The 22,816-nt window shown below is 42.0% G+C and carries 22 protein-coding genes; 4 read left to right on the top strand and 18 right to left on the bottom strand.

What is annotated here, in order from left to right:
• Positions 1-166 precede the first annotated feature (166 nt).
• Entirely contained in the window at positions 167-1,342 is a 1,176-nt protein-coding gene (locus K358_RS0112370; RefSeq protein ID WP_027697117.1) for a patatin-like phospholipase family protein, read from the bottom strand.
• A 713-nt stretch (positions 1,343-2,055) separates the two neighbouring features.
• Here K358_RS0112370 and K358_RS0112365 point away from each other — a divergent pair.
• Positions 2,056-3,528 carry a sodium-dependent transporter gene (locus K358_RS0112365; protein ID WP_027697116.1) on the top strand — a complete coding sequence of 491 codons (1,473 nt, stop codon included), beginning with the start codon at positions 2,056-2,058 and terminating at the stop codon, positions 3,526-3,528.
• A gap of 1 nt (position 3,529) precedes the next feature.
• Complete coding sequence (locus tag K358_RS19275; RefSeq protein WP_156888727.1) at positions 3,530-3,625, top strand: MetS family NSS transporter small subunit; 96 nt, start codon at positions 3,530-3,532, stop codon at positions 3,623-3,625.
• Positions 3,626-3,716: 91 nt separating this feature from the next.
• Here K358_RS19275 and K358_RS18470 read toward each other — a convergent pair whose 3' ends face one another.
• The 16 genes from K358_RS18470 to yceD form a co-directional block, all read right to left on the bottom strand.
• Positions 3,717-4,232: a hypothetical protein gene (locus K358_RS18470; RefSeq protein ID WP_051241300.1), complete on the bottom strand. Its 516-nt coding sequence runs from the start codon at positions 4,230-4,232 to the stop codon at positions 3,717-3,719.
• A gap of 180 nt (positions 4,233-4,412) precedes the next feature.
• On the bottom strand, positions 4,413-4,880 hold the full coding sequence (locus K358_RS0112350) for an RDD family protein (protein ID WP_027697115.1): 468 nt from the start codon (positions 4,878-4,880) through the stop codon (positions 4,413-4,415).
• 4 nt (positions 4,881-4,884) lie between these two features.
• A complete protein-coding gene (locus K358_RS0112345; protein ID WP_027697114.1) occupies positions 4,885-6,498 on the bottom strand; it encodes a PTS transporter subunit EIIC in 1,614 nt (537 codons plus the stop codon).
• Positions 6,499-6,737: 239 nt separating this feature from the next.
• Positions 6,738-7,508, bottom strand: coding sequence for a TatD family hydrolase (locus tag K358_RS0112340; RefSeq protein ID WP_027697113.1), 771 nt, complete (start codon positions 7,506-7,508; stop codon positions 6,738-6,740).
• An 80-nt stretch (positions 7,509-7,588) separates the two neighbouring features.
• Positions 7,589-8,548 (bottom strand): DNA polymerase III subunit delta', encoded by a 960-nt coding sequence (holB, locus tag K358_RS0112335; protein ID WP_038150149.1) that lies wholly within the window; start codon positions 8,546-8,548, stop codon positions 7,589-7,591.
• The gene (tmk, locus tag K358_RS0112330; protein ID WP_027697111.1) at positions 8,548-9,192 is read right to left on the bottom strand and encodes a dTMP kinase; all 645 of its coding nucleotides are present in this window, start codon (positions 9,190-9,192) and stop codon (positions 8,548-8,550) included. Before tmk ends, holB begins: the two co-directional genes overlap by 1 nt.
• Positions 9,192-10,214, bottom strand: a complete 1,023-nt coding sequence (gene mltG / locus K358_RS0112325) for an endolytic transglycosylase MltG (protein ID WP_027697110.1) — start codon at positions 10,212-10,214, stop codon at positions 9,192-9,194. Before mltG ends, tmk begins: the two co-directional genes overlap by 1 nt.
• Complete coding sequence (gene pabC / locus K358_RS0112320) at positions 10,211-11,029, bottom strand: aminodeoxychorismate lyase (RefSeq protein ID WP_027697109.1); 819 nt, start codon at positions 11,027-11,029, stop codon at positions 10,211-10,213. The genes mltG and pabC overlap by 4 nt, the downstream gene beginning before the upstream one ends.
• 103 nt (positions 11,030-11,132) lie before the next feature.
• A complete protein-coding gene (fabF, locus tag K358_RS0112315; protein WP_027697108.1) occupies positions 11,133-12,377 on the bottom strand; it encodes a beta-ketoacyl-ACP synthase II in 1,245 nt (414 codons plus the stop codon).
• A gap of 96 nt (positions 12,378-12,473) precedes the next feature.
• Entirely contained in the window at positions 12,474-12,707 is a 234-nt protein-coding gene (gene acpP, locus K358_RS0112310; RefSeq protein ID WP_027697107.1) for an acyl carrier protein, read from the bottom strand.
• A 182-nt stretch (positions 12,708-12,889) separates the two neighbouring features.
• The gene (gene fabG, locus K358_RS0112305; RefSeq protein WP_027697106.1) at positions 12,890-13,624 is read right to left on the bottom strand and encodes a 3-oxoacyl-ACP reductase FabG; all 735 of its coding nucleotides are present in this window, start codon (positions 13,622-13,624) and stop codon (positions 12,890-12,892) included.
• Positions 13,625-13,688: 64 nt separating this feature from the next.
• On the bottom strand, positions 13,689-14,615 hold the full coding sequence (gene fabD, locus K358_RS0112300) for an ACP S-malonyltransferase (RefSeq protein WP_027697105.1): 927 nt from the start codon (positions 14,613-14,615) through the stop codon (positions 13,689-13,691).
• Between the two features lie 57 nt (positions 14,616-14,672).
• Positions 14,673-15,623, bottom strand: a complete 951-nt coding sequence (locus K358_RS0112295) for a beta-ketoacyl-ACP synthase III (RefSeq protein WP_027697104.1) — start codon at positions 15,621-15,623, stop codon at positions 14,673-14,675.
• Positions 15,624-15,628: 5 nt separating this feature from the next.
• A complete protein-coding gene (plsX, locus tag K358_RS0112290) occupies positions 15,629-16,654 on the bottom strand; it encodes a phosphate acyltransferase PlsX (RefSeq protein ID WP_027697103.1) in 1,026 nt (341 codons plus the stop codon).
• A 9-nt stretch (positions 16,655-16,663) separates the two neighbouring features.
• Entirely contained in the window at positions 16,664-16,834 is a 171-nt protein-coding gene (gene rpmF, locus K358_RS0112285; RefSeq protein ID WP_017025198.1) for a 50S ribosomal protein L32, read from the bottom strand.
• 41 nt (positions 16,835-16,875) lie between these two features.
• On the bottom strand, positions 16,876-17,400 hold the full coding sequence (gene yceD, locus K358_RS0112280; protein WP_027697102.1) for a 23S rRNA accumulation protein YceD: 525 nt from the start codon (positions 17,398-17,400) through the stop codon (positions 16,876-16,878).
• Between the two features lie 210 nt (positions 17,401-17,610).
• Between yceD and K358_RS0112275 the strand changes: the two genes are divergently transcribed.
• A complete protein-coding gene (locus K358_RS0112275) occupies positions 17,611-18,201 on the top strand; it encodes a Maf family protein (RefSeq protein ID WP_027697101.1) in 591 nt (196 codons plus the stop codon).
• Between the two features lie 15 nt (positions 18,202-18,216).
• Here K358_RS0112275 and rluC read toward each other — a convergent pair whose 3' ends face one another.
• Positions 18,217-19,161: a 23S rRNA pseudouridine(955/2504/2580) synthase RluC gene (gene rluC, locus K358_RS0112270; protein WP_027697100.1), complete on the bottom strand. Its 945-nt coding sequence runs from the start codon at positions 19,159-19,161 to the stop codon at positions 18,217-18,219.
• Positions 19,162-19,823: 662 nt separating this feature from the next.
• On the opposite strand from rluC, the gene rne reads away from it, so the two are divergent.
• Positions 19,824-22,721: a ribonuclease E gene (gene rne / locus K358_RS0112265; protein ID WP_027697099.1), complete on the top strand. Its 2,898-nt coding sequence runs from the start codon at positions 19,824-19,826 to the stop codon at positions 22,719-22,721.
• The last annotated feature ends 95 nt before the right edge of the window (positions 22,722-22,816 follow it).

Here is a 22,816-nt window from a genome sequence, read left to right as displayed (position 1 = left end):
CCGCAAAATAACGTTTCAATAGCCACTTGGGTATATTAACCTTCGGCTTTAAAAAGAAATTTTGGCGTAAAATATTCAGGTGGGCATAAAAGGAAGGAAGAATTGCGATCGAGTTAACTTTCATTTCGATCGCTTATCGAATCAGATCACTAAAATAAGATTCAAATTAGGAATAAGCGCTTTTATGAATAACCGCAGGCTTTGATACAAGAGTAGAAAATTGCTCAACATAACGTCGCCCGGCCTGAAGGCCTAATTGATAATCGAACTCTAAATCTTCAGGCTTACTCAATAATGGTGAAGACCTTAATGGCTGATCGGGAGCAATTTGTAAAATGAAACAATCATCTGGCGGCTTAAGCATAAAGTTATGAGTCAGCGTAAAGGTTTGATGATGTACTAGTAGCATATCCATGATACCCGCATCGAACTGGTCACCTAATAAATGGCATAAGCGATATACATCACTGCTACCAAACAACCAACGTCCACCATTTAGCAATGGCTTCGCTTGATCTTTCTCAATGAGTTTAGATCGCTCAATACGTTGTTTTAAGAAGCTATCAAAATCCAAACGCCAACTTGCCGTTCTTTCCGCAATACGAGTTTGCAGTGATTCTAAATGTTGGTCTAACCCTACTCTATTTAAAAATGAATTAAGCACGGTAGCGCTTTGATCTTGCCTGACTTCTGCGGTTAAATCTATTGGCTCTGTACGAATAACCGTAATTAAGCGAGCACCTTTACGCCAAGCCTCTTGCGCAGGAATAGCAGCAGAAACGCCACCATCAACGTAATACTTACCATCGATTTCAACTTCATGACGATATAAAGCAGGGATTGCACAAGTTGCTTTTAAGGTATCAGACCAGTTATTAGAAGTGATCGGTAAATATTCATCGTGAAGATCAGTCATATTAGTCACAGCGGCATAGGCCCCTCGGCCACCTAAAGCAAAACGACCTACATCAATATCAAGTAAATAGGGAGGAGCAACTAATTGATCAAAAGCCCAATCAAGATCGAGACGCTGTTTGCGACGAATATGTTTAAATAAGCGAAAAAATTCTGGGCGAGTGGTTAGCTCAGTAATGAAAGCTTTACCTAGTCCTCGTTGACGACAAATATACGAGGTTAAATTTAAAGCACCAGCCGATGTGCCATAGAAAACATCGAAAGGGTCAAATGCTGCTTCAAGAAAGCTATCAAGAACACCTGCAGTAAAAATACCTTTCTGGCCTCCTCCTTGGGCAACTAAAGCATGCCGTCCGTTGGCATACTTATTGAGTGTAGTGAAGTCAATAGACATACCCGCATCGGTAATAACGCCACTATTTTTCACACTCACTCCTTAACTCTATATAGCAATATGTTCTTTGGAACACGTTATTAATGCGTAACAACAATAGCGGCGTACGCAGTAAGAAAAGCGATAATAGAACAAATGATCACAGCAGAAATTTTTAAATCACGACTCATAATAAAACCTCGGATAATTAAGATGGAATGATATTAACATGACTCTGCTCACCAAGCCTATGAAAGTGTCGTTAAACTCTCAATATATTAATAAAAAAATTTAACTAAATTTAGCCGCAATGAACCTATAAAAATTCAATTGTCGCACAAAAAATCTACTACAGTTAGCGTAACATTTAGAACAAAATATGGTACTGGCTCATAAAATCGCACATTAAATCAGCACTTAGATTGTAAAAAACCAAGACACAAACATTATGGAAGCACGCGAATTCTTAGCGAATAACACTATCAATTCCGGCTACAGTAGTTGAATCTAGCATATTGATAATTTTATCAAGTTTTATCCAATATTTAACCTTACCTTTACATTTTCTCGCCTCTATTGCGTTCTTTATATTGAATATGTAATCTCAAACCATGCACAGGTGAATATTTCATCTACTGCAAACACACATTCAAAATATCAGAATAATAATCTGGAACGTAACAAGTGATACAGAGTTTTAAACCTAAAAATTAAAACTGTTTCTAAATTGTTAAGTATCCATTTACGCAGTTACAGAGGATTTGTACATGAAAAGAGAACAATGGGGCTCCCGAGCGGGGTTTGTTCTAGCGGCCGTAGGATCGGCAATAGGATTAGGTAACATTTGGCGTTTTCCATACATGGCGTATGAAAACGGTGGCGGCGCATTCTTTATTCCATACCTTTTTGCCATGCTCACCGCGGGTATTCCTTTTATGATAATGGAATTCACCATGGGCCATAAATTCCGTGGTTCAGCACCGAGAACATTGGCAAAAATTAATTCAAAATTTGAGTGGCTTGGTTGGTTCCAAGTAATGATTGCTGCGGTGATCGGTGTGTACTACATCGCGATCATCGGTTGGGCGATCTCTTATGTTGGTCTAGCTTTCACTCAAGGCTGGGGCAGTGATCCAAATGCTTACTTCTTTGGTGAGTACCTACAACTAGGCGGCGATAACTCTCCTAGCCAACTAGGTAGCATTCAATGGCACATTGCAATTCCGATGATTGCCGGTTGGCTTGTCACTTATGCCGCTCTATTCGGCGGTGTTAAAGGCGGTATTGAACGTGCAGGCAAAGTCATGATGCCTATCTTATTCATCATGGTACTTGCTTTGATTGGCCGTATGGTTTTCTTACCTGGCGCGGTTGATGGCCTGAACTACATGTTCCAACCTGATTTTAGCCGCTTAACCGATCCTTCGGTTTGGTCTGCAGCATACGGACAAATGTTCTTCACGCTATCAGTGGGTTTTGCCATCATGTTGGCTTACTCAAGTTACTTACCGGAAAAGTCGGACATCAGTAACAATGCCGTAATGACAGTATTGATTAACTGTGGCTTCTCTATCCTAGCGGGTGTCTTAATCTTCTCAGTATTAGGCTACATGGCGCAAGAGCAAGGCAAACCACTAACAGAAGTTGTTTCTGCGGGTGTTGGCTTGGCCTTTGTGACGATTCCAGCGGCGATTAACTTACTACCAGCACCATACATTCTAGGTCCACTATTCTTCCTAGCATTAGTCGTCGCCGGTTTCAGTTCGCACATTTCTATCATGGAATCGGTAACATCTGCCTTTATCGACAAACTAAAATGGTCTCGTCGTAAAGCAGCAAGTATTGTGTGTGGTACAGGTCTTCTAGTATCACTCGCGTTCGCAACCAATGGTGGGTTGTTACTACTGGATTTAGTCGATTACTTCATCAACAACATTGCACTGTTAAGTAGTTGTCTAATCGAATTAGTGCTTGTCGGTTGGCTATTTAAAGTCGCTGATATTCGTAAACACGCTAACGCAGTATCAGAGCTAACTATCGGTGTATGGTTCGACTTATGTATCCGTTTCTTAAGCCCAATCATTATTGCAATCATTCTTGCTAATAAAATTATTGCGACCCTGACTGATGGCTATGGCGGCTATAGCATGTCAGACCTATTAACACTAGGCTGGGGGTTATTAGCACTAATGCTAGTTATCTCTATAATTGTTAACTTAAAAAAATCAAAAGAGGCTTAATATGACGACTGGTGCAATTATTATGATGATTATTGGCCTTGGCATTACATGGGGTGGCGCAGCCTTGTGCATCCGCCGTGCGATGAAAAGTGAATAAAGGCAATAACTAACATCACACATAAAAAGCCCGCAACTGATGCGGGCTTTTTTATGCTCGTATATATCCAGCTAACTATTAATTAGCAGAATTATAAAGAGTATCGAATCCCTATCGCGGCTTGAAATTCCACATCAAAGTCATCAGGCACATTAATCACAGGGGCTAATTGAACGTAAGTATCCCAACGGCTAGCAAAGTTCCAATCTAACCCGAATGGCACGCGAACCCCATAATCATTAAAGTAATGGTCAGAATCATGATGAGGATTTCCACAGCCATTATGACAAGTATTATCCCAATCATAAAAACCACCGACAGAAGCATACCAAGTAAACGGCAGTTTTTGATTAAACTTTCCTGTTAGGAAGATATAATCGGCAGCAACACCATCATCACCAAGTGATAAGTTCACTTTGTTATAGAGTTGTCCTACGACGCTAAATCCTCGGTCAAATCCAAAACCCACTTTATAATCTGAATTGTTAGTATAAGACGGTACAGAAGTATTGGTCCTAACCCCTTCATCAGCAAGTACAGATGTACTGAACCCCATCAAAATACATCCAGCTATAAAATAGTGTTTATTGATAATATGTAATTTCATCGGCCCTCCGAGGCTCATAAATTATGAATACATCATCTTATTCATTAACCAAATGATTTAACCATACACATTCCAATTTGCTATAAGTTTACCGTCAGTTATATGCCAATTTTTTGCAAACAAAAAGCCAGTTGAGGTTACCCAACTGGCTTTGTATATAACCGATAGTCTTTACAATAATTAGTAATCAACTACTTGAGTCAAAAACTTCTTATCGTGCCATGGTTGGTGATTGTGCGCTAGAAACTGGGCTCCATTATAGAGAACATAGAGACCTAGCGTGGCAACACTAAAATATATTTTTTGAAATTCACGCTTTAAGTAACGAGATTCTGTCATCGGTTCATCTGATGTAGATTCAACCGATAGACGCAAAAAATACCGAGAGAATGAATTTTTAAGCAAACGGTAGCAGAGCCAATGATATCCCATGTACACGCCGATAGTAACAAACATCACACCAACGATAATCATCAACAATACCGGTAAAGCTACCGCATCATTAAACGAGAAGGTAACACCTGAACCTTGTGATGCATAAGCTAACACCCCAAGGTAGATGTCTCTTGCTATCATGGCAAACATTTGTACGATTGCCATATCGATAACAAAAGAACCCACTCGTTTATATTTATGCTTAAGGCTCATTCAATTAACGGCCAAGTTTTGAGTTAATTTGCGCTTTATAACCAGCTGCTTGAGCACCATAGATAGCCTGAATACCAGTACCACCTACTTTAACTAGACCTTTCGCGCCTAATTTTTGTGTCCAATGATCATTATCTTCTACTTTGTCACCATCTTTAACAGTGATACGAAGACGTGTGATACATGCATCAACGTCAACAATATTATCCGCACCACCAAGTGCTTCAATCATTGCATCTACTTGAGCATCATCGCTACCTTTACCTGATTTTGCATCACGGTAAGCTTGCTTAGATACTGTTGCGACTGCACTACCTTTACGACCTGGTGTTTTGATATCGAATTTCACGATATACCAACGGAATAGGAAGAAGTAGATTGGAGCATAGATAGCACCAACAACTGGAATGTAGTACCAGTTATTTTCTGTACCAGTTAGGCCAGGAAGCATACCGAACAAGCTAAAGTCAATGAAACCACCGCTAAATGTCATACCCACTTTCACGTTTAACAAGTCCATTAGCATAAAAGAAATACCAGCTAGTGGAACGTGGATGAAGTAGTAAAGAGGTGCTGACAAGAATAGGAAAGTGAATTCAATTGGTTCAGTAATACCTGTCAAGAATGCCGTTAGAGCAACAGAGAACAGTAGACCACCCGCTGCTTTCTTATTAGCGTCATCGGCAACGGTGTACATCGCGTATGCTGCTGCTGGAAGACCAAACATCATGAATGGGAATTTACCTGTCATGAAGTTAGTTGCAGAGAACTGCGAATAATCACCATTTGCAAGAGAAGCAAAGAAGATGTTCTGCGTACCTTTGACTAATTGACCAGCGATTTGTGCTGTACCGCCGATTTCACTTTGCCATAGCGGTAAGTAGAATACGTGGTGAAGACCAACAGGGATCAGTGAGCGCTCAATAATACCGAATACAAAAGAAGCAATAAAACCATTACCTGATGCAGATAGTGAACCTAGTGCTGCACCTAGAGAACCAAATAAAGCACCAATGTATGGCCATACAAATACTAACGCAATACCGTAGAATAATGCAGAGAATGCAGAAATAATTGGTACGAAACGAGCACCCGCAAAGAAGCCTAAGTAATCTGGCAACTGCACGTCATGGTATTTGTTATGTAGAAGAACAGTGATACCACCAGCAATCAAACCACCAAATACACCCATATTTAGAGTATTGGTAATACCTAGCATGTTACCTAGGATACCAGCGTATTCAGTGCCCATAAGAACAACATTACCGTCATGAACCATACCCGCAACCGCTAAAGTTTTTGCGATTGAAACGTTCATAACTAGGAATGAAATTGTCGCGGCTAGTGCTGCTGCACCTTTTTCGGCACGAGCAAAACCAATGGCAATAGCAAGAGCAAATAAAAGTGGCAAGTTACCGAAAACGATGTCACCTGCACCGGTCATAACTTGTAAAAAGTTATTGAGGATAGTGCCTTCTTGCAGGATTGAAATATTGTATGCCTCAACCATGCTTTGGTTGGTGAAGCTCCCCCCGATACCCAGCATAATACCTGCCGCTGGAAGCAGTGCTATCGGAAGCATTAATGCTTGCGACAGTTTACTAAAAAAAGCCTTCATAACCCCTACTCCTTTGATTTGAATTTTTGTTTTACTAACGTTTACAATTTATAATTATTGTCGGCGCACATTAGCTCCGAGCATTTTCCTTGTCAATCTGATAACGACTTTAACATCAAATTAGTGAAAGAAATTTGATCTTGCCAGAGATTTCTGTTGGATATATTTCATAGGCTAAAAAAAACAAGCTGAATTTTCTTTTTTTGTCACCTTTACAATTGTTACTAAACAGTTAAAAGTTAACCTTCCAAGAACAATCGATTAAAATTATCCGTCGTCACTTGCGCCACAGTATCAACATCGCATTGTTGCAGCTCAGCTAAAAATGCAGCCACTTCTGATACATAAGCTGGCTGGTTTTCTTTACCGCGATGTGGAACTGGTGCTAGATAAGGTGAGTCGGTTTCGACAAGCAGCCTATCCAGAGGTAACTGTTTTACGACGTCTTGTAGCTCTGTGGCTTGCTTGAAGGTAATAATCCCTGATAAAGAAATATAAAACCCAAGTTCGATGGCAGCTTTCGCAAACGCCAAGTCTTCAGTAAAACAGTGGATCACCCCACCGCAGCGCTCAGCATGGCCATTTTTTAATACATCTAGCGTTTCAGCACGAGCATTCCTCGTATGGATTATCAATGGCTTATCTAATTCATTAGCAACAGCTACATGCTGTTCAAACAATTCCATTTGTCGCTGTGCGCTTTCAGGCTGATAGAAAAAATCCAAGCCGGTCTCACCGACCGCCACCACTTTTGAATGGCTGGCATATTGTTTAAACGTCTCAAGATCGAAGTCACTTTCGCAATCTAGCGGGTGAACGCCACACGATGCATGAATATTATTAAACGGTTCGATCATCGCCAGCATTGAAGGAAATGCTTCCAGTGTCACACCAACACTCAGCATTTGCTCAACACCCGCTTGCTTTGCTTTGGCTACCACATCCGCAACATCTACATGTAAGTCATTGTAATTTAATTTATCGAGGTGGCAGTGTGAATCAACTAACATAGTCTAGTTCCTGATTTCATAGTTCACAAATAAGGGTTCGCAAATAAGGTCTTGATTTAACTTTGAGTTTTTATTTAAGCTTAAGGTTGAACTAAAGTGAGGTACCAATCTACGATCAGTAACTCAGCGTTCAAACCGCTCGAAGTCGTTAATGAATGATGCATTTGTTGCAGATGTTGATAATGAGAATAGGCACTAGTATACGAAATACAATTCGTAAGTTGCCCAAATACCGCAGGTTGAGGAATATCCGCCACACCAAAATGGGCTTTTTGTAGATCATTGAATAGATACAGCAACCAAGACACTTTCTCTAATGGTTCATTCTTAAAAAAGTTTTGCACTTCAAATAAAGAAAATGAACGCTTTTGTACTCCAGCTAAAAGTAGATCAAGTAACTGCTCCCACTCTTTCTGTTTGTCTTGTTTGATAAACGACAAAGCATCTAGTGGTGACTGTGCATACATCTTCAAGCTAAACCAATCAGGCCTTTGCTCATTAGATAATTGAGATCCCAACCAATCAAGCAGCACAGGCTTTGCCACTTTAGAAAGTTGCCAATGCTGACAACGGCTAATAATGGTCGGCAGCAATTTGTGTTTATCTTGAGTCAGCAGCACAAATACACATTGTTCCGGCGGAGTTTCCAATGTTTTCAATAAAGCATTGGATGCCGATTCATTCATCGCTTCCGCTGGCTGAATAATGATGATTCGTTTGCCACCGAGTTGCGATGATTCAATCGCGTAACGGTTAGCCTCGCGAATTTGCTCAACGTTAATCCCTTTACCTTCTTTCTCTGGTGTTACCCAGTGAATATCAGGATGGTGACCACCTTGGCTTAACTCACAGCTATGACAAAAACCACATGCCTCATCGTGTGCATTTTTACATACAACAGCCGCCGCAAGGCGATTAACGAGCTCTTCTATTCCGGTACCAGCATTAGCACTACACAGCATAGCGTGTGGCGTGGCTTGCTGAGAAAGCATTACTTGCCATTGTTTCCACAGCGGCTCTAGCCAAGGATATAAAGCCATTATGCTACCGCTTGTCCATTATCAAACCATACTTGTAGAGCACGGCGTAAATCGCTAGCCACTTGCTCAATCGTTTGATTGGCATTGATAGTAATAATACTAGGATCTTGTTGCGCGGCTTCTAAATAGCGAGCACGCACTCGTTCAAAAAAGCTAATATCCATTTTTTCAATTCGGTCTAACTCTCCTCTACCCCGCGCCCTTTCCAAGCCGATTTTAGGATCTATATCCAAATATAAAGTAAGATCTGGTTTGAAATCACCTAACGCGGTTTGTTTTAGATTGTTCATAATTTCAGGGCTAATTTGACGACCACCGCCTTGATACGCTTGAGAAGATAAATCATGGCGATCACCAAGCACCCATTGACCATTATTAAGCGCTGGTTTAATCACGTTTTCAACTAGTTGCACTCGAGCCGCATACATCATCAGTAGCTCACTGATATCGTGTAATTCTTCTCCCGCATGCTCTTCTTTCACTAATGCGCGTAACTTTTCCGCTAATGTTGTACCTCCCGGCTCACGCGTTTGTACGACATCTAGGATTGAGTTCTGCTTTAACGACTCCAGCACAGCATTAATCGCGGTGCTTTTTCCTGCGCCTTCTAAGCCTTCAACTACAATAAATTTCGCGTTTTTCATTAGTTACTCTTATTTGCTCGTAAATTTCTCAAATAATCACGCACGGCACGATTATGCTCAGCTAACGATTTAGTGAACACATGTCCACCATTGCCACTTGCTACAAAGTATAAGTAGCGACTCTGCTCTGGATTTAACGCGGCTCGTATAGAATCGACACCAGGCATGGCAATCGGTGTTGGTGGTAAACCATTAATCACATAAGTGTTATAAGAGGTTGGGGTCGACAAATCTTTCTTACGAATATTGCCGTCATATTTATCGCCCATACCGTAAATCACCGTTGGATCGGTTTGTAATCGCATGCCTTTATTCAATCGATTCACGAAAACAGACGCGACACGTTGGCGCTCTGATTCGATTGCCGTTTCTTTTTCAATAATGGACGCCAAAATTAACGCTTGGTACGGCGTGTCTAGCGGTAGATTTTTTTGTCTTGTTTGCCAAGCAGCGTCTAACTCACGAGTAAGTGATTGATGCGCCCTTTTCAGAATATCAAGATCCGACATACCTTCGGTATAGTGGTACGTTTCCGCTAATAACAGCCCTTCTAGTTTTTGATGACTTTCACCCAGTACTTTGGCAATCTCAGCTTCGCTTAGATCTTTGGTTTTATGTACTAAACCTTTCGCCATATCCAGCTGACTACGCCACTCGCTGAAACGACTCCCTTCAATAAATGTGATGGTAAATTGAAATTCTTCACCGGTCACCATTGTCATTAAAGCCTGTTGCAAAGTTTCACCAGGGTTAATTTGATAGGTCCCTGCACGGATATGAACCACTTCAGGGTATAAATGTGGCAACAAACGGGCAAAGGTATTGCCGGTGATCCAACCTTGTTGCTCCATCATCCACAATGCACTTTTTAGCGTTTTACCGTTCTCGATAGTAACCAGCTGCTCAGATTCAATATTTAATGGCTGCTCTACATAGCGAGTAACTTCTGACTTAGCATAAAACATCACTGCTACCGATGCCGCTACGACTAAAAGCAATACTATGGCTAATTTTTTAATCACGGGTTCATTTTCTCCTGAATAGCGCGTGTGACTGCGCCAATATTAAATTCTTTCTTATTGATTTGAATGATTGGAACGACACAATGTAATGCATTGGTAATGAACACTTCATCTGCGCTAAGCACATCGTCTAATGTGTAATCGCTAATATTCACTGTCATTTTTTGCTGCTCTGCATATTCACATACTTGCTTTCGCTTTATACCTAGCACACCATTTTTTATTAACTCTGGTGTATAAAGCTGATTACTGGCTAACCAAAACAAATTGGCGGCACTCGTTTCGATAACGTTCCCATCAATATCAAGCACGATATTGTCATCATGGCCGCCATCATCGATTTCTTTCTTAATCAGCACTTGCTCTAAGCGATTATTATGTTTAAGCCCAGCAAGCTGAGGATTGACCCCTAAACGAGTGTCACTCACGCCTACTTTTATTCCCTCAGATTGCCAAATTGAGTAATGTTCAGGATAAGCGAAGGTCTGTACCACGACTTGCGTAGAACTTGCGCCTTTTGGGCTATAACCTCTTCCGCCACTTCCACGACTCACATGGATTTTAAGCCCACTTAACGCAAGTGTTTGATGACCTGAGGCATTAATAGCCGCTTCAATCCACTCCTCCACTTGATTCCATTCTGGAGGCGACATAAAAAGTTTCTGACAAGTTAAATCAATACGCTCTTTATGATCATGAAGTAATAATGGTTGACCATATTTCACCAAAATGGTCGTGAAGCAGCCATCTCCATATTGAAATGAACGGTCTGTAATAGATATGCTTTGCTGTTGTTTTCCATTTATAAAAAACATAGTGATCCTATTCCCGTTTATTGGCTGCATCATAGCAAAAAAAAAGCGGTTTAATGCTATAACATTAAACCGCTTTATAAAATGGCTTATTCAGCTATTTTAACTAGATACGTTTGAAGATTAACGAACCATTGGTGCCACCGAAGCCAAATGAGTTACATAGAGCGTATTCCATGTTCTCAACTTTACGAGCTTTATTCGGTACATAATCCAGATCACAACCTTCATCAGGGTTATCTAGGTTAATGGTTGGTGGAACAATTTGATCGACCAAAGTTAACGCTGTAATGATCGATTCAACTGAACCTGCCGCCCCAAGTAAGTGACCCGTCATTGACTTAGTTGATGATACCAGTACTTTCTTCGCTGCTTCTTCACCTAATGCACGCTTGATGCCTAAGGTTTCTGCTACATCGCCAGCTGGCGTTGATGTGCCGTGCGCGTTGACGTAACCAATTTGATCACCAGTAATGCCGGCATCACGAATAGCCGCTTCCATTGCTAATGCGCCGCCTGAGCCATCAGCACTAGGAGACGTCATATGGTAAGCATCGCCACTCATACCAAATCCAACAATCTCACAGTAGATTTTTGCACCACGCGCTTTGGCGTGTTCGTACTCTTCTACCATCATCATGCCAGCACCATCCCCTAATACAAAGCCATCACGATCTTTATCCCATGGTCGAGAAGCTAGATGCGGATCATCATTGCGGCTTGATAATGCTTTTGCTGCAGCAAAACCACTCATCGCAAGCGGAGTCGACGCTTTTTCAGCACCACCCGCAAGCATCACATCAGCATCACCGTAAGCAATCATACGAGCCGCATGGCCGATATTATGCAAACCAGTAGTACATGCTGTTGAAATAGCGATGTTTGGTCCACGTAAGCCTTTCATGATAGATAAATGACCTGCAATCATATTCACAATGGTTGAAGGCACAAAAAATGGACTCATACGACGTGGGCCACGATCTCGAAGCGTATGTGCCGCTTCTTCGATCAGACCAATACCACCAATACCAGAGCCAATAGCGACACCGATGCGTGTGGCATTTTCTTCGGTGACTTCAATGCCTGAGTCATTAAACGCTTGGATACCCGCAGCAATACCGTACTGGATAAATAAATCCATTTTGCGAGCTTCTTTCTTGGGCATGTACTCTTCGCAATCAAAGTCTTTCACTAAGCCTGCAAAACGAGTGGGAAAATTGGTTGTATCAAAGTGCTCGATATTCACGATACCACTTTGACCTTCTAAAAGGGCTTTCCAAGAGGATTCAACTGTGTTGCCTACCGGTGACAACATCCCCATGCCTGTAACAACTACACGACGCTTGGACACGATTTTTTCTCCGGAGATTAATAATACTGAGAGTATGTAAGGATAGATGATATAAGATAAAACTCAGGCGGCCTGGGAGACCGCCTGGGGGTGTTATTACTGTGCGCTGTTTACGTAGTCGATTGCAGCTTGAACAGTAGTAATTTTTTCAGCTTCTTCGTCAGGAATTTCAGTGTCGAATTCCTCTTCTAAAGCCATTACTAGCTCTACTGTGTCTAGAGAGTCAGCACCTAGATCATCAACGAAAGAAGCTTCGTTTTTCACTTCTGCTTCATCTACACCTAGTTGTTCAACAATGATTTTTCTTACGCGTTCTTCGATGTTGCTCATTTTTCTTTTCCTATTACAGAGAGTTCGCTTAAATGCGATGTTAGCCGTAGTTTATTCAAACTTTGAAAAGTTGCAAGGCTGACCTTGCTGGTCAAACCACAAATTTCATGTTTTTCACTGAAACTTGGTACATTTTTGACCTAAATCATGCATATGAGTGATTTTAAAACACTCAAACAGATTTAGACCATGTACATACCACCATTCACATGCAGTGTTTCGCCAGTAATATAGGCGGCATCGTCAGAAGCTAAAAAGGCAACTGCTGATGCAATTTCACGCGGATCACCTAATCGACCTGCTGGCACTTGTGATAGTGTAGCAGCACGTTGGTCATCATTCAGTGCTTTTGTCATATCTGTTTCGATAAAACCTGGAGCAACAGTATTTACCGTTACGCCGCGAGAAGCAACTTCACGAGCCATTGATTTTGTGAAACCAATTACGCCAGCTTTCGCTGCTGCGTAGTTTGCTTGACCTGCATTGCCCATGGTACCCACTACAGAGCCCACGTTAACAATACGACCATGACGTTTCTTCATCATGCCTCGAAGAACCGCTTTAGACAAACGGAAAATCGATGTTAGGTTAGTATCCATGATATCTTGCCATTCGTCATCTTTCATACGCATCAACAAGTTATCACGAGTAATACCCGCATTATTCACTAAAATGTCAATTCCACCGAATTCTTCATTAATGGTTTTGATGGTCGCCGCAACAGAATCTGAGTCGGTTACATTCAAGGCTAAACCTTTACCATTATTTCCAAGGTAGTCACTAATCGCTTGTGCACCAGATTCGCTTGTTGCTGTACCTACAACAGTCGCGCCACGCTCAACTAATAGCTCAGCAATCGAACGACCAATACCACGACTGGCACCAGTAACTAGTGCAATTTTACCTTCAAGATTCATTATAAATCCTCTTTATGACTGAAAATGTGATACCTAGGCATAGCTCAAGACCATGCCATCAGTATTAACCGCGAGCGGCATCAAGAGAAGCTGGATCATTCACAGCTTGTGCGCTCAAGGCTTTTACAATTCGTTTAGTCAAACCAGTTAATACTTTACCTGGTCCAAACTCTAATAAGTTTTCTACGCCTTGATCATGCATAACAACGACGCCTTCAGTCCAACGAACTGGGCTATATAATTGACGAACAAGCGCATCTTTAATCTTGGCAGGATCCGTTTCTGCAATCACATCTACGTTATTAATTACAGGTACGATCGGTGCGTTAAATTCGATATCCGCTAGTGCTTCAGCAAGTTTATCCGCAGCTGGTTTCATCAGTGCGCAGTGTGAAGGTACAGAAACAGGTAAAGGCAATGCACGCTTAGCACCTGCTGCCTTACAAAGCTCACCAGCACGTTCTACTGCCGCTTTATTGCCTGCAATTACGACTTGACCTGGAGAGTTAAAGTTTACTGGTGATACTACTTCGCCTTGCGCTGCTTCTTCACATGCTTTAGCAATCGCTGCATCATCTAAACCAATAATCGCAAACATTGCACCAACGCCAGCAGGAACCGCTTGCTGCATAAGTTCACCACGTAGCGCAACTAACTTAATTGCTTGTTTAAAGTCGATAACGCCCGCGCACACTAATGCAGAATATTCACCTAAGCTGTGGCCTGCTACCATTTCAGGTTGTTCACCACCCACTTCTTGCCATACACGCCAGATCGCTACAGAGGCAGCTAATAATGCAGGCTGAGTACGGTGCGTTTCATTTAAATCTTCTACAGGACCATTTTGAACCAAGGCCCATAAATCATAACCAAGCGCTTCTGATGCTTCGGCAAACGTTGTTTTTACAACTTCATATTGCTCGCCAAGTTCCGCTAGCATGCCAACAGTTTGAGAGCCCTGCCCTGGAAATACAACCGCAAACTTACTCATAGAAAATTTCCTTAAAATTAAAATCTAGCTTACCTATCATGCAGATAAACCTAACAATTAGAATCGAACGAGCGCAGAGCCCCATGTGAAACCACCACCAAACGCTTCTAATAACAGAATATGACCACGTTGAATTCGACCATCGCGAACCGCTTCATCTAATGCAGTTGGAACTGTAGCGGCAGAGGTATTACCATGACGGTCTAACGTTACCACCACTTGATCAAGTGACATGGCAAGCTTCTTAGCGGTTGCCGAGATAATGCGTAAATTCGCTTGATGCGGAACTAACCAATCCAGTTCTGTTTTCGCCATCTCATTAGCTGCTAGTGTATCTTTCACTAACTTAGATAGTTGGGTCACTGCCACTTTAAATACTTCGTTGCCTGCCATATGCAGCCAAGCATCAATATTTTCACCGCGTTTGGCTTCTTCTAAACTTAAAAGCTCACCAAAGCGACCATCCGCGTGCAAATGGGTTGAAATAATGCCAGGCTCTTCGCTGGCACCAAGTACTACGGCACCTGCGGCATCACCAAACAAAATAATAGTTGAGCGATCTTCAGGATCACACATTTTCGATAACGCATCCGCACCGATAACCAGAACATTTTTCGCCATTCCCGTTTTAATGTGCTGATCAGCAATCGATAATGCATACACAAAACCAGAGCAAGCCGCTGCCACATCAAAAGCAGGACAGCCTTTGATACCTAGTGCCGCTTGAACCTGGCAAGCTGATGATGGGAATTTATGGCTACCACTGGTGGTCGCGACAATGATTAGGTCAATATCGTGCTTATCAATCCCAGCCATTTCAATCGCATTGACTGAGGCGTGATAGGCCATATCAGCAACGGATTCATCTGGAGCAGAAATACGGCGTTCACGAATACCGGTACGAGTTACAATCCACTCATCACTAGTATCAACCATTTTTTCTAAATCGGCGTTGGTACGCACTTGAGTCGGTAGGTAACTACCTGTTCCTAAAATTTTGCTATTCATGAAGACTAATAATGCCTCTCGAGTAAAACCGCTTCTAAGCGATCGCTTATACGGCTTGGGACTTGCTGTTTGACTTCATACACTGCTTCACCAATTGCATTGATCATAGCAGATGTATCAGCTTGCCCATGGCTTTTGATAACAATGCCGCGCAATCCTAGCAAACTTGCACCATTATACTGGTCGGGGTTCAGTGTTTTTAGCTCATTAAATAAATGAGAGAACAATTTTCGAGCGATCCAGCCCTTAATTGTTGAAGAAGTAAAATAACTCTTTAATTTTTGATGGAATAAATGTGCAACCCCTTCACAGGTTTTTAAACACACATTTCCGACAAATCCATCACAAACTATCACATCTGCGACATCATAAAAAAGCTGATTTCCTTCAATATAGCCAGAATAATTGATTTCTTTTGTTTGGCTGAGTAATTCTGAGCAACGTTTAACCAAATCATTGCCTTTTATTTCTTCTTCGCCAACATTCAAAATCGCCACTCTAGGCGGATGTGGGATATGCACTTCAGCTAACGCGCTGCCCATCACGGCAAACTGGAATAAAGTATCCGCATCAACCGATATATTGGCACCCAGATCAAGCATCCAGGTTTTTTTACCGGATACAGTTGGTAATGCACTAACAAGGGCTGGACGTTCTATTCCGGGTAATAATTTAAGACGGAATTTTGACAAAGCCATTAAAGCGCCGGTATTTCCACCACTAACGCAAGCATCGGCCATGCCATCTGCCACGTGATCGAGCGCTATTCGCATCGATGTTCCGGAACTATTGCGTAATGCTAAAGACGGCTTTTCATCATTAGAAATATCTCTCTCACTATGTTTAATGATGAGACGAGGGGTCGGAGTAAATCCGAGATGTGTCAGTTCTTTCGTGATTTGTTCACGATCACCGACCAAGATAACTTTCAGCTCTGGGAAATGTGACAATGCCTGCACGGCGGCAGGCACTGTTACGCGAGGACCGAAATCCCCGCCCATTGCATCAAGTGCAACGGTAATAGTTTGCAAAGGTCAACCTTACTTGTTGATAACCTTTTTGCCACGGTAGTAACCGTCAGCAGTCACGTTGTGACGTAGGTGAGTTTCACCTGAAGTTGCGTCTACAGATAATGCACTAGTCGTTAGCGCATCGTGTGAACGACGCATGCCACGCATTGAACGTGATTTTTTGCTCTTTTGTACGGCCATGACCCTACTCCTTCGTTTTTAAACTCTAATGCTTTATAGCACTAGCGCTTTAAATTTTTTAAAACGTCAAATGGATTCGGTTTTTCTTCCAAAACTTCTTCTGGGAGATCGCCAAACACCATATTGTTTGATTGTACGCTACATTCAGATTCGTCATGCATCGCAATTTGAGGTAATTCTAGAATGAACTCGTCTTCCACTAACTTAATCAGATCCAACTCACCGTACTCGTTCAGATCTACCAAATCGTACTCTTCCGGTGCGTCTTGTTCACTTTTCTCACTGTAAACAGGGGTACAAGTGAATTCAACTTCGCACAAATGCGCGAATATCTCATTACAGCGTTGACATTCTAAATCGACTTCGACGTTAGCTTTACCAGAGATAACGACTAATCGTTGTTCATCCAACTCAAAGGACAATGATACTTCTGCGTCGCGTTTGACGCCTTCAGTCAACTCGGCAATGCGCTTCATTAAACTAACTTGAACTATACCTTGATAGTCTAAGCGTTTTTGAGCAGATTTTGCTGGGTCAACTGTACGCGGTATTTTTACCTTTTGCATAGGGCGCGAATATTATCCTCCAAAATGAATTTAGTCAAAGGAAAAGGCAAAAAACTTACTCTTTCCTTTTCCCTGTTCTATGCACCGTTCAACATGACGCATAGCGTGATTTGTTTTAGTATACCCAAGTAATGTAAGACACGTAAATTGGCACCTTGAAGTTACTTAGGTGTATATGAATTAATAAATTAAGCTTTAAGAGCCCCACTTATGTCGCCAAAACTAATTTTAGCTTCCACATCTCCTTATCGAAAACAATTACTTGATAAACTTGCTATCGAATTTGAAATCCGTGAACCTAACTGTGATGAAACGCCACTGACTGGTGAAAGCGCAACCGAATTGGTACTGCGTTTAGCCAAAATGAAAGCCCAATCATGCGCACGAGAAAAGCAAGGCAAACAAATCATTATTGGCTCGGATCAAGTTTGCGTTATTAATAACGCCATTATTGGCAAACCCCTTACTCGGGACAATGCCATTCAACAGTTGACTCAAGCGAGTGGCCAAGTCATCACGTTTTATACTGGCCTCGCAGTTTTTAACAGCGAAACAGGATGCTGTGATGTCACGTTAGATGAATTCAAAGTTCACTTCAGAACGCTATCTCAACCCCAGATTGAATACTATGTCGATACCGAGCAACCTTTCTATTGCGCTGGCAGTTTCAAAAGTGAAGGACTCGGTATTGCTTTATTCGAACGCTTAGAAGGTAAAGATCCTAATTCACTAATAGGCTTACCGCTTATTATCTTAATCGATATGCTGGACAAGCAAGGCATTCAGGTTTTATCTAAATAGCCTTTAAATAATCCGTTATTTCGATCTTAAACCTGCTAGTGCTTTTTCGAGTTTGGCTTCCATTGGCGCTGAAATATCCATAGTCTCTTCCGTTGCCGGATGCGTAAATTTAATATTGGCAGCATGAAGGAATAAACGATTCAGCCCGACTTGCCCTGTATAAGCATCAAAGCGGCGGTCACCATAACGGTCATCCCAAGCAATCGGATGGCCGACATACTGACAATGAACACGGATTTGGTGTGTTCTACCCGTAATCGGGCTAGCTTGGACTAATGTCGCTTGATTAAACTTTTCTAATATCTTATAGCGAGTTTCTGACGGCTTACCATTTGGATTAACTCGAACAATGCTATTCACTTCATTTTTGAGCAGCGGGGCCTTAACCACTTTACAGCTCGACTTCCACTCCCCCATCACTAAAGCAAAATAATACTTCTGAACGGTCTTCTCGCGAAATTGTGCTTGTAAATGACGCAATGCCGAGCGCTTTTTAGCAACCAATAAGATCCCAGAAGTATCACGGTCGATACGGTGAACCAATTCAAGAAAGCGAGCTTGTGGACGCAATGCTCGTAATGCTTCTATTGCGCCAAACTTTAAACCGCTGCCACCATGAACCGCCGTCCCTGATGGTTTATTTAAAATCAACATGCTGTCATCTTCGAAAATGATGCAATGTTCTAACTCAGAGACTTTATCTAATTTGGTACTCACGGACGCGGCATCTTCTTCTGCCGAAATGCGTACCGGAGGAATACGAACGATGTCGCCGGCTTGTAATTTATATTCCGCTTTTACGCGTTTTTTATTTACGCGCACTTCTCCCTTACGCAAGATTCGATAAACCATGCTTTTAGGGATTTGTTTTAATTGATTACGCAAAAAATTGTCGATTCGTTGGCCCGCCATATCAGCGTCAATATCGACAAATTTCACTTCTGTTTTAATATCATTCATCCGGCTATTCTAACACTCAAACATCGCCCAGAGGCATAAGATTCTGAAAATTATTATCTCCATTTTATCCCCCACAGTCACTTTTCGCTCACAACCGTACAAAATTAAAACAAAAATCAAACTAACAACATGTTCTTAAAGAAATTAATGTTATTAATAATATGGATGTAATATCACTCACCTCCGAGTTAACCACAGGTTTTCCTATTTATTTACGCACTTTGACGTAAAGCTGATTGCTGATATTTCTTGGCGCTGCTATAGTTCACAGCTGCAATGGTTGTATTGAACATTTTCTATGCAAATTTAATGTCATCCATTGTAATTAATGAGTAGAAGCTTCGAACGTATGTGCTGCATTAGGCGTAAGACACAGCTGACGAAGACCAACTTATCGCCTACTCACGTTATCAATGCAGAAGTAATACCGACTTGAATTCGGACCAAGCATTCGCGTTCTACCCAAAGTAATTGAAGTTCTAACACAAAATTTTGTGGCATAACTTCAAATAAGAAAGGTATGAATGTTTGGTGGCTATTGTGCCCTAGAGCATCCCCTATACAGCCGTGAGGTTGAAGCCAAAGTCATGGGATCTGGCACCTTTGATACGACATAAAGCGATAAGCAATTATCACGAAGAAAAACAACGAGAATTTTAAAAATGAAAAGAATGTTGATCAACGCAACTCAAAAAGAAGAGTTGCGCGTCGCATTAGTTGATGGTCAAAAACTGTTTGATTTAGATATCGAAAGTCCTGGCCATGAATCTAAAAAAGCTAATATTTATAAAGGCCGTATCACTCGAGTAGAACCAAGTTTAGAAGCTGCATTTGTAGACTATGGTGCTGACCGACACGGTTTCCTCCCTCTTAAAGAAATTGCCCGCGATTACTTCCCTGCAGGTTACACCTATCAAGGCCGTCCGAACATTAAAGAAGTTCTGAAAGAAGGCCAAGAGGTTATTGTTCAAGTAGAAAAAGAAGAACGCGGTCAAAAAGGCGCAGCGTTAACGACTTTTATCTCTCTTGCGGGTAGCTACTTAGTATTAATGCCAAATAACCCTCGTGCTGGCGGTATTTCTCGTCGCATTGAAGGTGATGAACGTACTCAACTTAAAGCAGCATTAAGTACTCTTGAGCTACCACAAGGTATGGGCTTAATTGTTCGTACTGCGGGTGTAGGTAAGAGCGCAGAAGAGCTTGAGTGGGATTTAAATATCCTATTAAAACATTGGTCTGCGATTAAAGAAGCCTCTGACAGCGAAGCAGCACCTTTCTTAATTCACCAAGAAAGTAATGTTATCGTTCGTGCTATTCGTGACTATTTACGTCGTGATATCGGTGAAATTCTGATTGATAGCAATACCATCTATGAACGTGCTAAAGCGCATATCCAATTGGTGCGTCCTGATTTCGTATCACGCATTAAAAAATACGATGGTGATGTTCCTCTATTTAGCCACTACCAAATTGAAAGCCAGATTGAATCTGCATTCCAACGCGAGGTTCGTCTACCTTCTGGTGGTTCAATTGTTATCGATCCAACTGAAGCATTAACGTCTATTGATATCAACTCCGCTCGTGCAACGAAAGGTGGTGATATTGAAGAAACCGCATTAAACACCAACCTAGAAGCCGCAGATGAAATTGCACGTCAATTACGTTTACGTGACCTAGGTGGGCTAGTGGTTATCGACTTCATTGATATGACGCCAGTTCGTCACCAACGTGAAGTTGAAACTCGCATGCGCGAAGCAGTAAGAATGGATCGTGCACGCGTACAAATTGGTCGTATCTCACGCTTTGGTCTATTAGAAATGTCACGCCAGCGCTTGAGCCCATCACTAGCGGAAGCGAGCCATCATATTTGCCCTCGTTGTACTGGTACTGGTGTGGTTCGTGATAATGAATCATTAGCATTATCTGTGCTTCGTTTGATTGAAGAAGAAGCCCTAAAAGATAACAGCTCACAGGTGCTTGCAGTTGTACCTGTACCTATCGCGTCTTACTTACTCAATGAAAAGCGCAAATCAATCCAGCACATCGAGAAGCATCAAGAAGTCAACATCATTGTTGTACCAAACGCTGATATGGAAACCCCTCACTTTGAAGTGGTTCGCCTACGCGATGGTGAAGAACATCAGATTTTATCGTACTTAATGCCTAAGCGAATTGAAGCATTTAAAGAAGCAGAAGAACCTGCTTTAGCTGATATGAAACCTCGCCGTATTGAAGAGCCAGTATTGAAAGGTTTTGCACCATCAAGCGCTCCGGCACCAACTCCGACTGCCGCACCAACGCCTGCGCCTAAAGCAGAGACCCAAGCGAAAGCTAAGTCAGGTGGCTTAGGTGGTTTGTTTAAAGCCATTGGTAATTTCTTATTTAGTGGTGATGAGCCAAAAGAAGAGAAAGCGACTGAAGAAGCGAAACCAGCTCAGCAGAACCGTACAAGTAACGATCAACGTGATAATAACCGTCGCCGTAATAACCGTGACCGTAATGAACGCAATAATGATCAACGTAACAAACGCCGTAAGCCACGTACTAACGATACTGCTGATAAAGTAGCAGAACCAGCAGCACCTCAAAATGACGTTCGTAACGATAAGAAGCGCAAGCCAAAGCAAGACAAGAAGCCAGCTAAAAATGCAACTAAGGTTGTAGAGCAAGGTCAGAAAATTGCCGCTGAAGCTCAAGCAAAAACGACCTCTGCTGAAGAGAAAACGACTCAAGTTAAGCAACGTCGCCAACGTCGTCAGATGAAGAAGAAAGTACGTGTTAACGAGCAAGTTGCAGAAGAAGCGAACGTTCAAGATCTAGCAAAAGCAGATCAAGCGGAAGTCGCTGCCAAGCCGGAAGCAACAGATAAAGAAGAAGGCCAGCAACGTCGTAACCGTCGTTCACCTCGTCATCTTCGTGCTAGCGGCCAACGCCGTCGTCGTACACGTGACCGTCGCCCTAATCCATATCGCCTACGTGCAGGTGGTGTTGCATCACCTGAAATGGCAATGGGTAAAGTATGGCCACAATACGTAGCTGAAAAACCTAAACAAAAAGAAGAACAAGCACAACCAGCAGTAGAAACATCAATTCCTACTGGCGCTTACGCTTTCCCTGAAATGTCGATGGGTAAAATTGTTATCCTAAGCAAAGCGTTAACAGAAACCACTACGACTACTGAAGCAGCAACCACGCAGCAACCTGTGAAAGCAGAGCCAGCACCAGTGGTAAAAATGGCTCCAGTAACACCTACGGTAACTGAAGCGCCTGCAATTGAAGCTACCGCTGAAGTTAAAGCGGAACAACAAGATAACCTTGTTGTTGAGAATACGCCAAAAGCACAGCAAGCTAAGACACCAAAATCTGTCAAAGTGAAAGCAGCTAAAGCAAAATCTCATGTCAGCGCACCAATGGCGAAAGCTTCTGGTACTGGTGAGTTAAATAACATCACCATTATTGCGGCTCCTTTCCGTGAATCTACATTCACAGGTAAAGCGGCTGGCAGCCAATCAGAAACTGGGCATGCGAGTTCTGAAATGTCAAAAACGCTTAACGACTAAGCTAAACAACATTAATCGTTAAGTTATCAAGCAAGATCACTAGAGATAGTGGTCTTGCTTTTTTTATCTCAACGATTAGCAATAGATAACCTGTT

The organism is Vibrio litoralis DSM 17657 (genome assembly GCF_000426765.1).
Classification (GTDB): domain Bacteria; phylum Pseudomonadota; class Gammaproteobacteria; order Enterobacterales; family Vibrionaceae; genus Vibrio; species Vibrio litoralis.
Note: the sequence above shows the minus strand (reverse complement) of the source record. Positions and strands in the feature narration are given on the sequence as shown.

Coding starts and splice junctions, on each gene's coding strand:
- K358_RS19275 (WP_156888727.1), top strand. CDS start 3,530: ATGACGACTGGTGCAATTATTATGATGATTATTGGCCTTGGCATTACA.
- rluC (WP_027697100.1), bottom strand. CDS start 19,161: ATGAATGATATTAAAACAGAAGTGAAATTTGTCGATATTGACGCTGAT.
- yceD (WP_027697102.1), bottom strand. CDS start 17,400: ATGCAAAAGGTAAAAATACCGCGTACAGTTGACCCAGCAAAATCTGCT.
- rpmF (WP_017025198.1), bottom strand. CDS start 16,834: ATGGCCGTACAAAAGAGCAAAAAATCACGTTCAATGCGTGGCATGCGT.
- tmk (WP_027697111.1), bottom strand. CDS start 9,192: ATGAAAAACGCGAAATTTATTGTAGTTGAAGGCTTAGAAGGCGCAGGA.
- fabD (WP_027697105.1), bottom strand. CDS start 14,615: ATGAGTAAGTTTGCGGTTGTATTTCCAGGGCAGGGCTCTCAAACTGTT.
- rne (WP_027697099.1), top strand. CDS start 19,824: ATGAAAAGAATGTTGATCAACGCAACTCAAAAAGAAGAGTTGCGCGTC.
- pabC (WP_027697109.1), bottom strand. CDS start 11,029: ATGTTTTTTATAAATGGAAAACAACAGCAAAGCATATCTATTACAGAC.
- K358_RS18470 (WP_051241300.1), bottom strand. CDS start 4,232: ATGAAATTACATATTATCAATAAACACTATTTTATAGCTGGATGTATT.
- K358_RS0112350 (WP_027697115.1), bottom strand. CDS start 4,880: ATGAGCCTTAAGCATAAATATAAACGAGTGGGTTCTTTTGTTATCGAT.
- K358_RS0112365 (WP_027697116.1), top strand. CDS start 2,056: ATGAAAAGAGAACAATGGGGCTCCCGAGCGGGGTTTGTTCTAGCGGCC.
- K358_RS0112275 (WP_027697101.1), top strand. CDS start 17,611: ATGTCGCCAAAACTAATTTTAGCTTCCACATCTCCTTATCGAAAACAA.
- fabG (WP_027697106.1), bottom strand. CDS start 13,624: ATGAATCTTGAAGGTAAAATTGCACTAGTTACTGGTGCCAGTCGTGGT.
- K358_RS0112295 (WP_027697104.1), bottom strand. CDS start 15,623: ATGAATAGCAAAATTTTAGGAACAGGTAGTTACCTACCGACTCAAGTG.
- K358_RS0112340 (WP_027697113.1), bottom strand. CDS start 7,508: ATGTTAGTTGATTCACACTGCCACCTCGATAAATTAAATTACAATGAC.
- holB (WP_038150149.1), bottom strand. CDS start 8,548: ATGGCTTTATATCCTTGGCTAGAGCCGCTGTGGAAACAATGGCAAGTA.
- acpP (WP_027697107.1), bottom strand. CDS start 12,707: ATGAGCAACATCGAAGAACGCGTAAGAAAAATCATTGTTGAACAACTA.
- K358_RS0112345 (WP_027697114.1), bottom strand. CDS start 6,498: ATGAAGGCTTTTTTTAGTAAACTGTCGCAAGCATTAATGCTTCCGATA.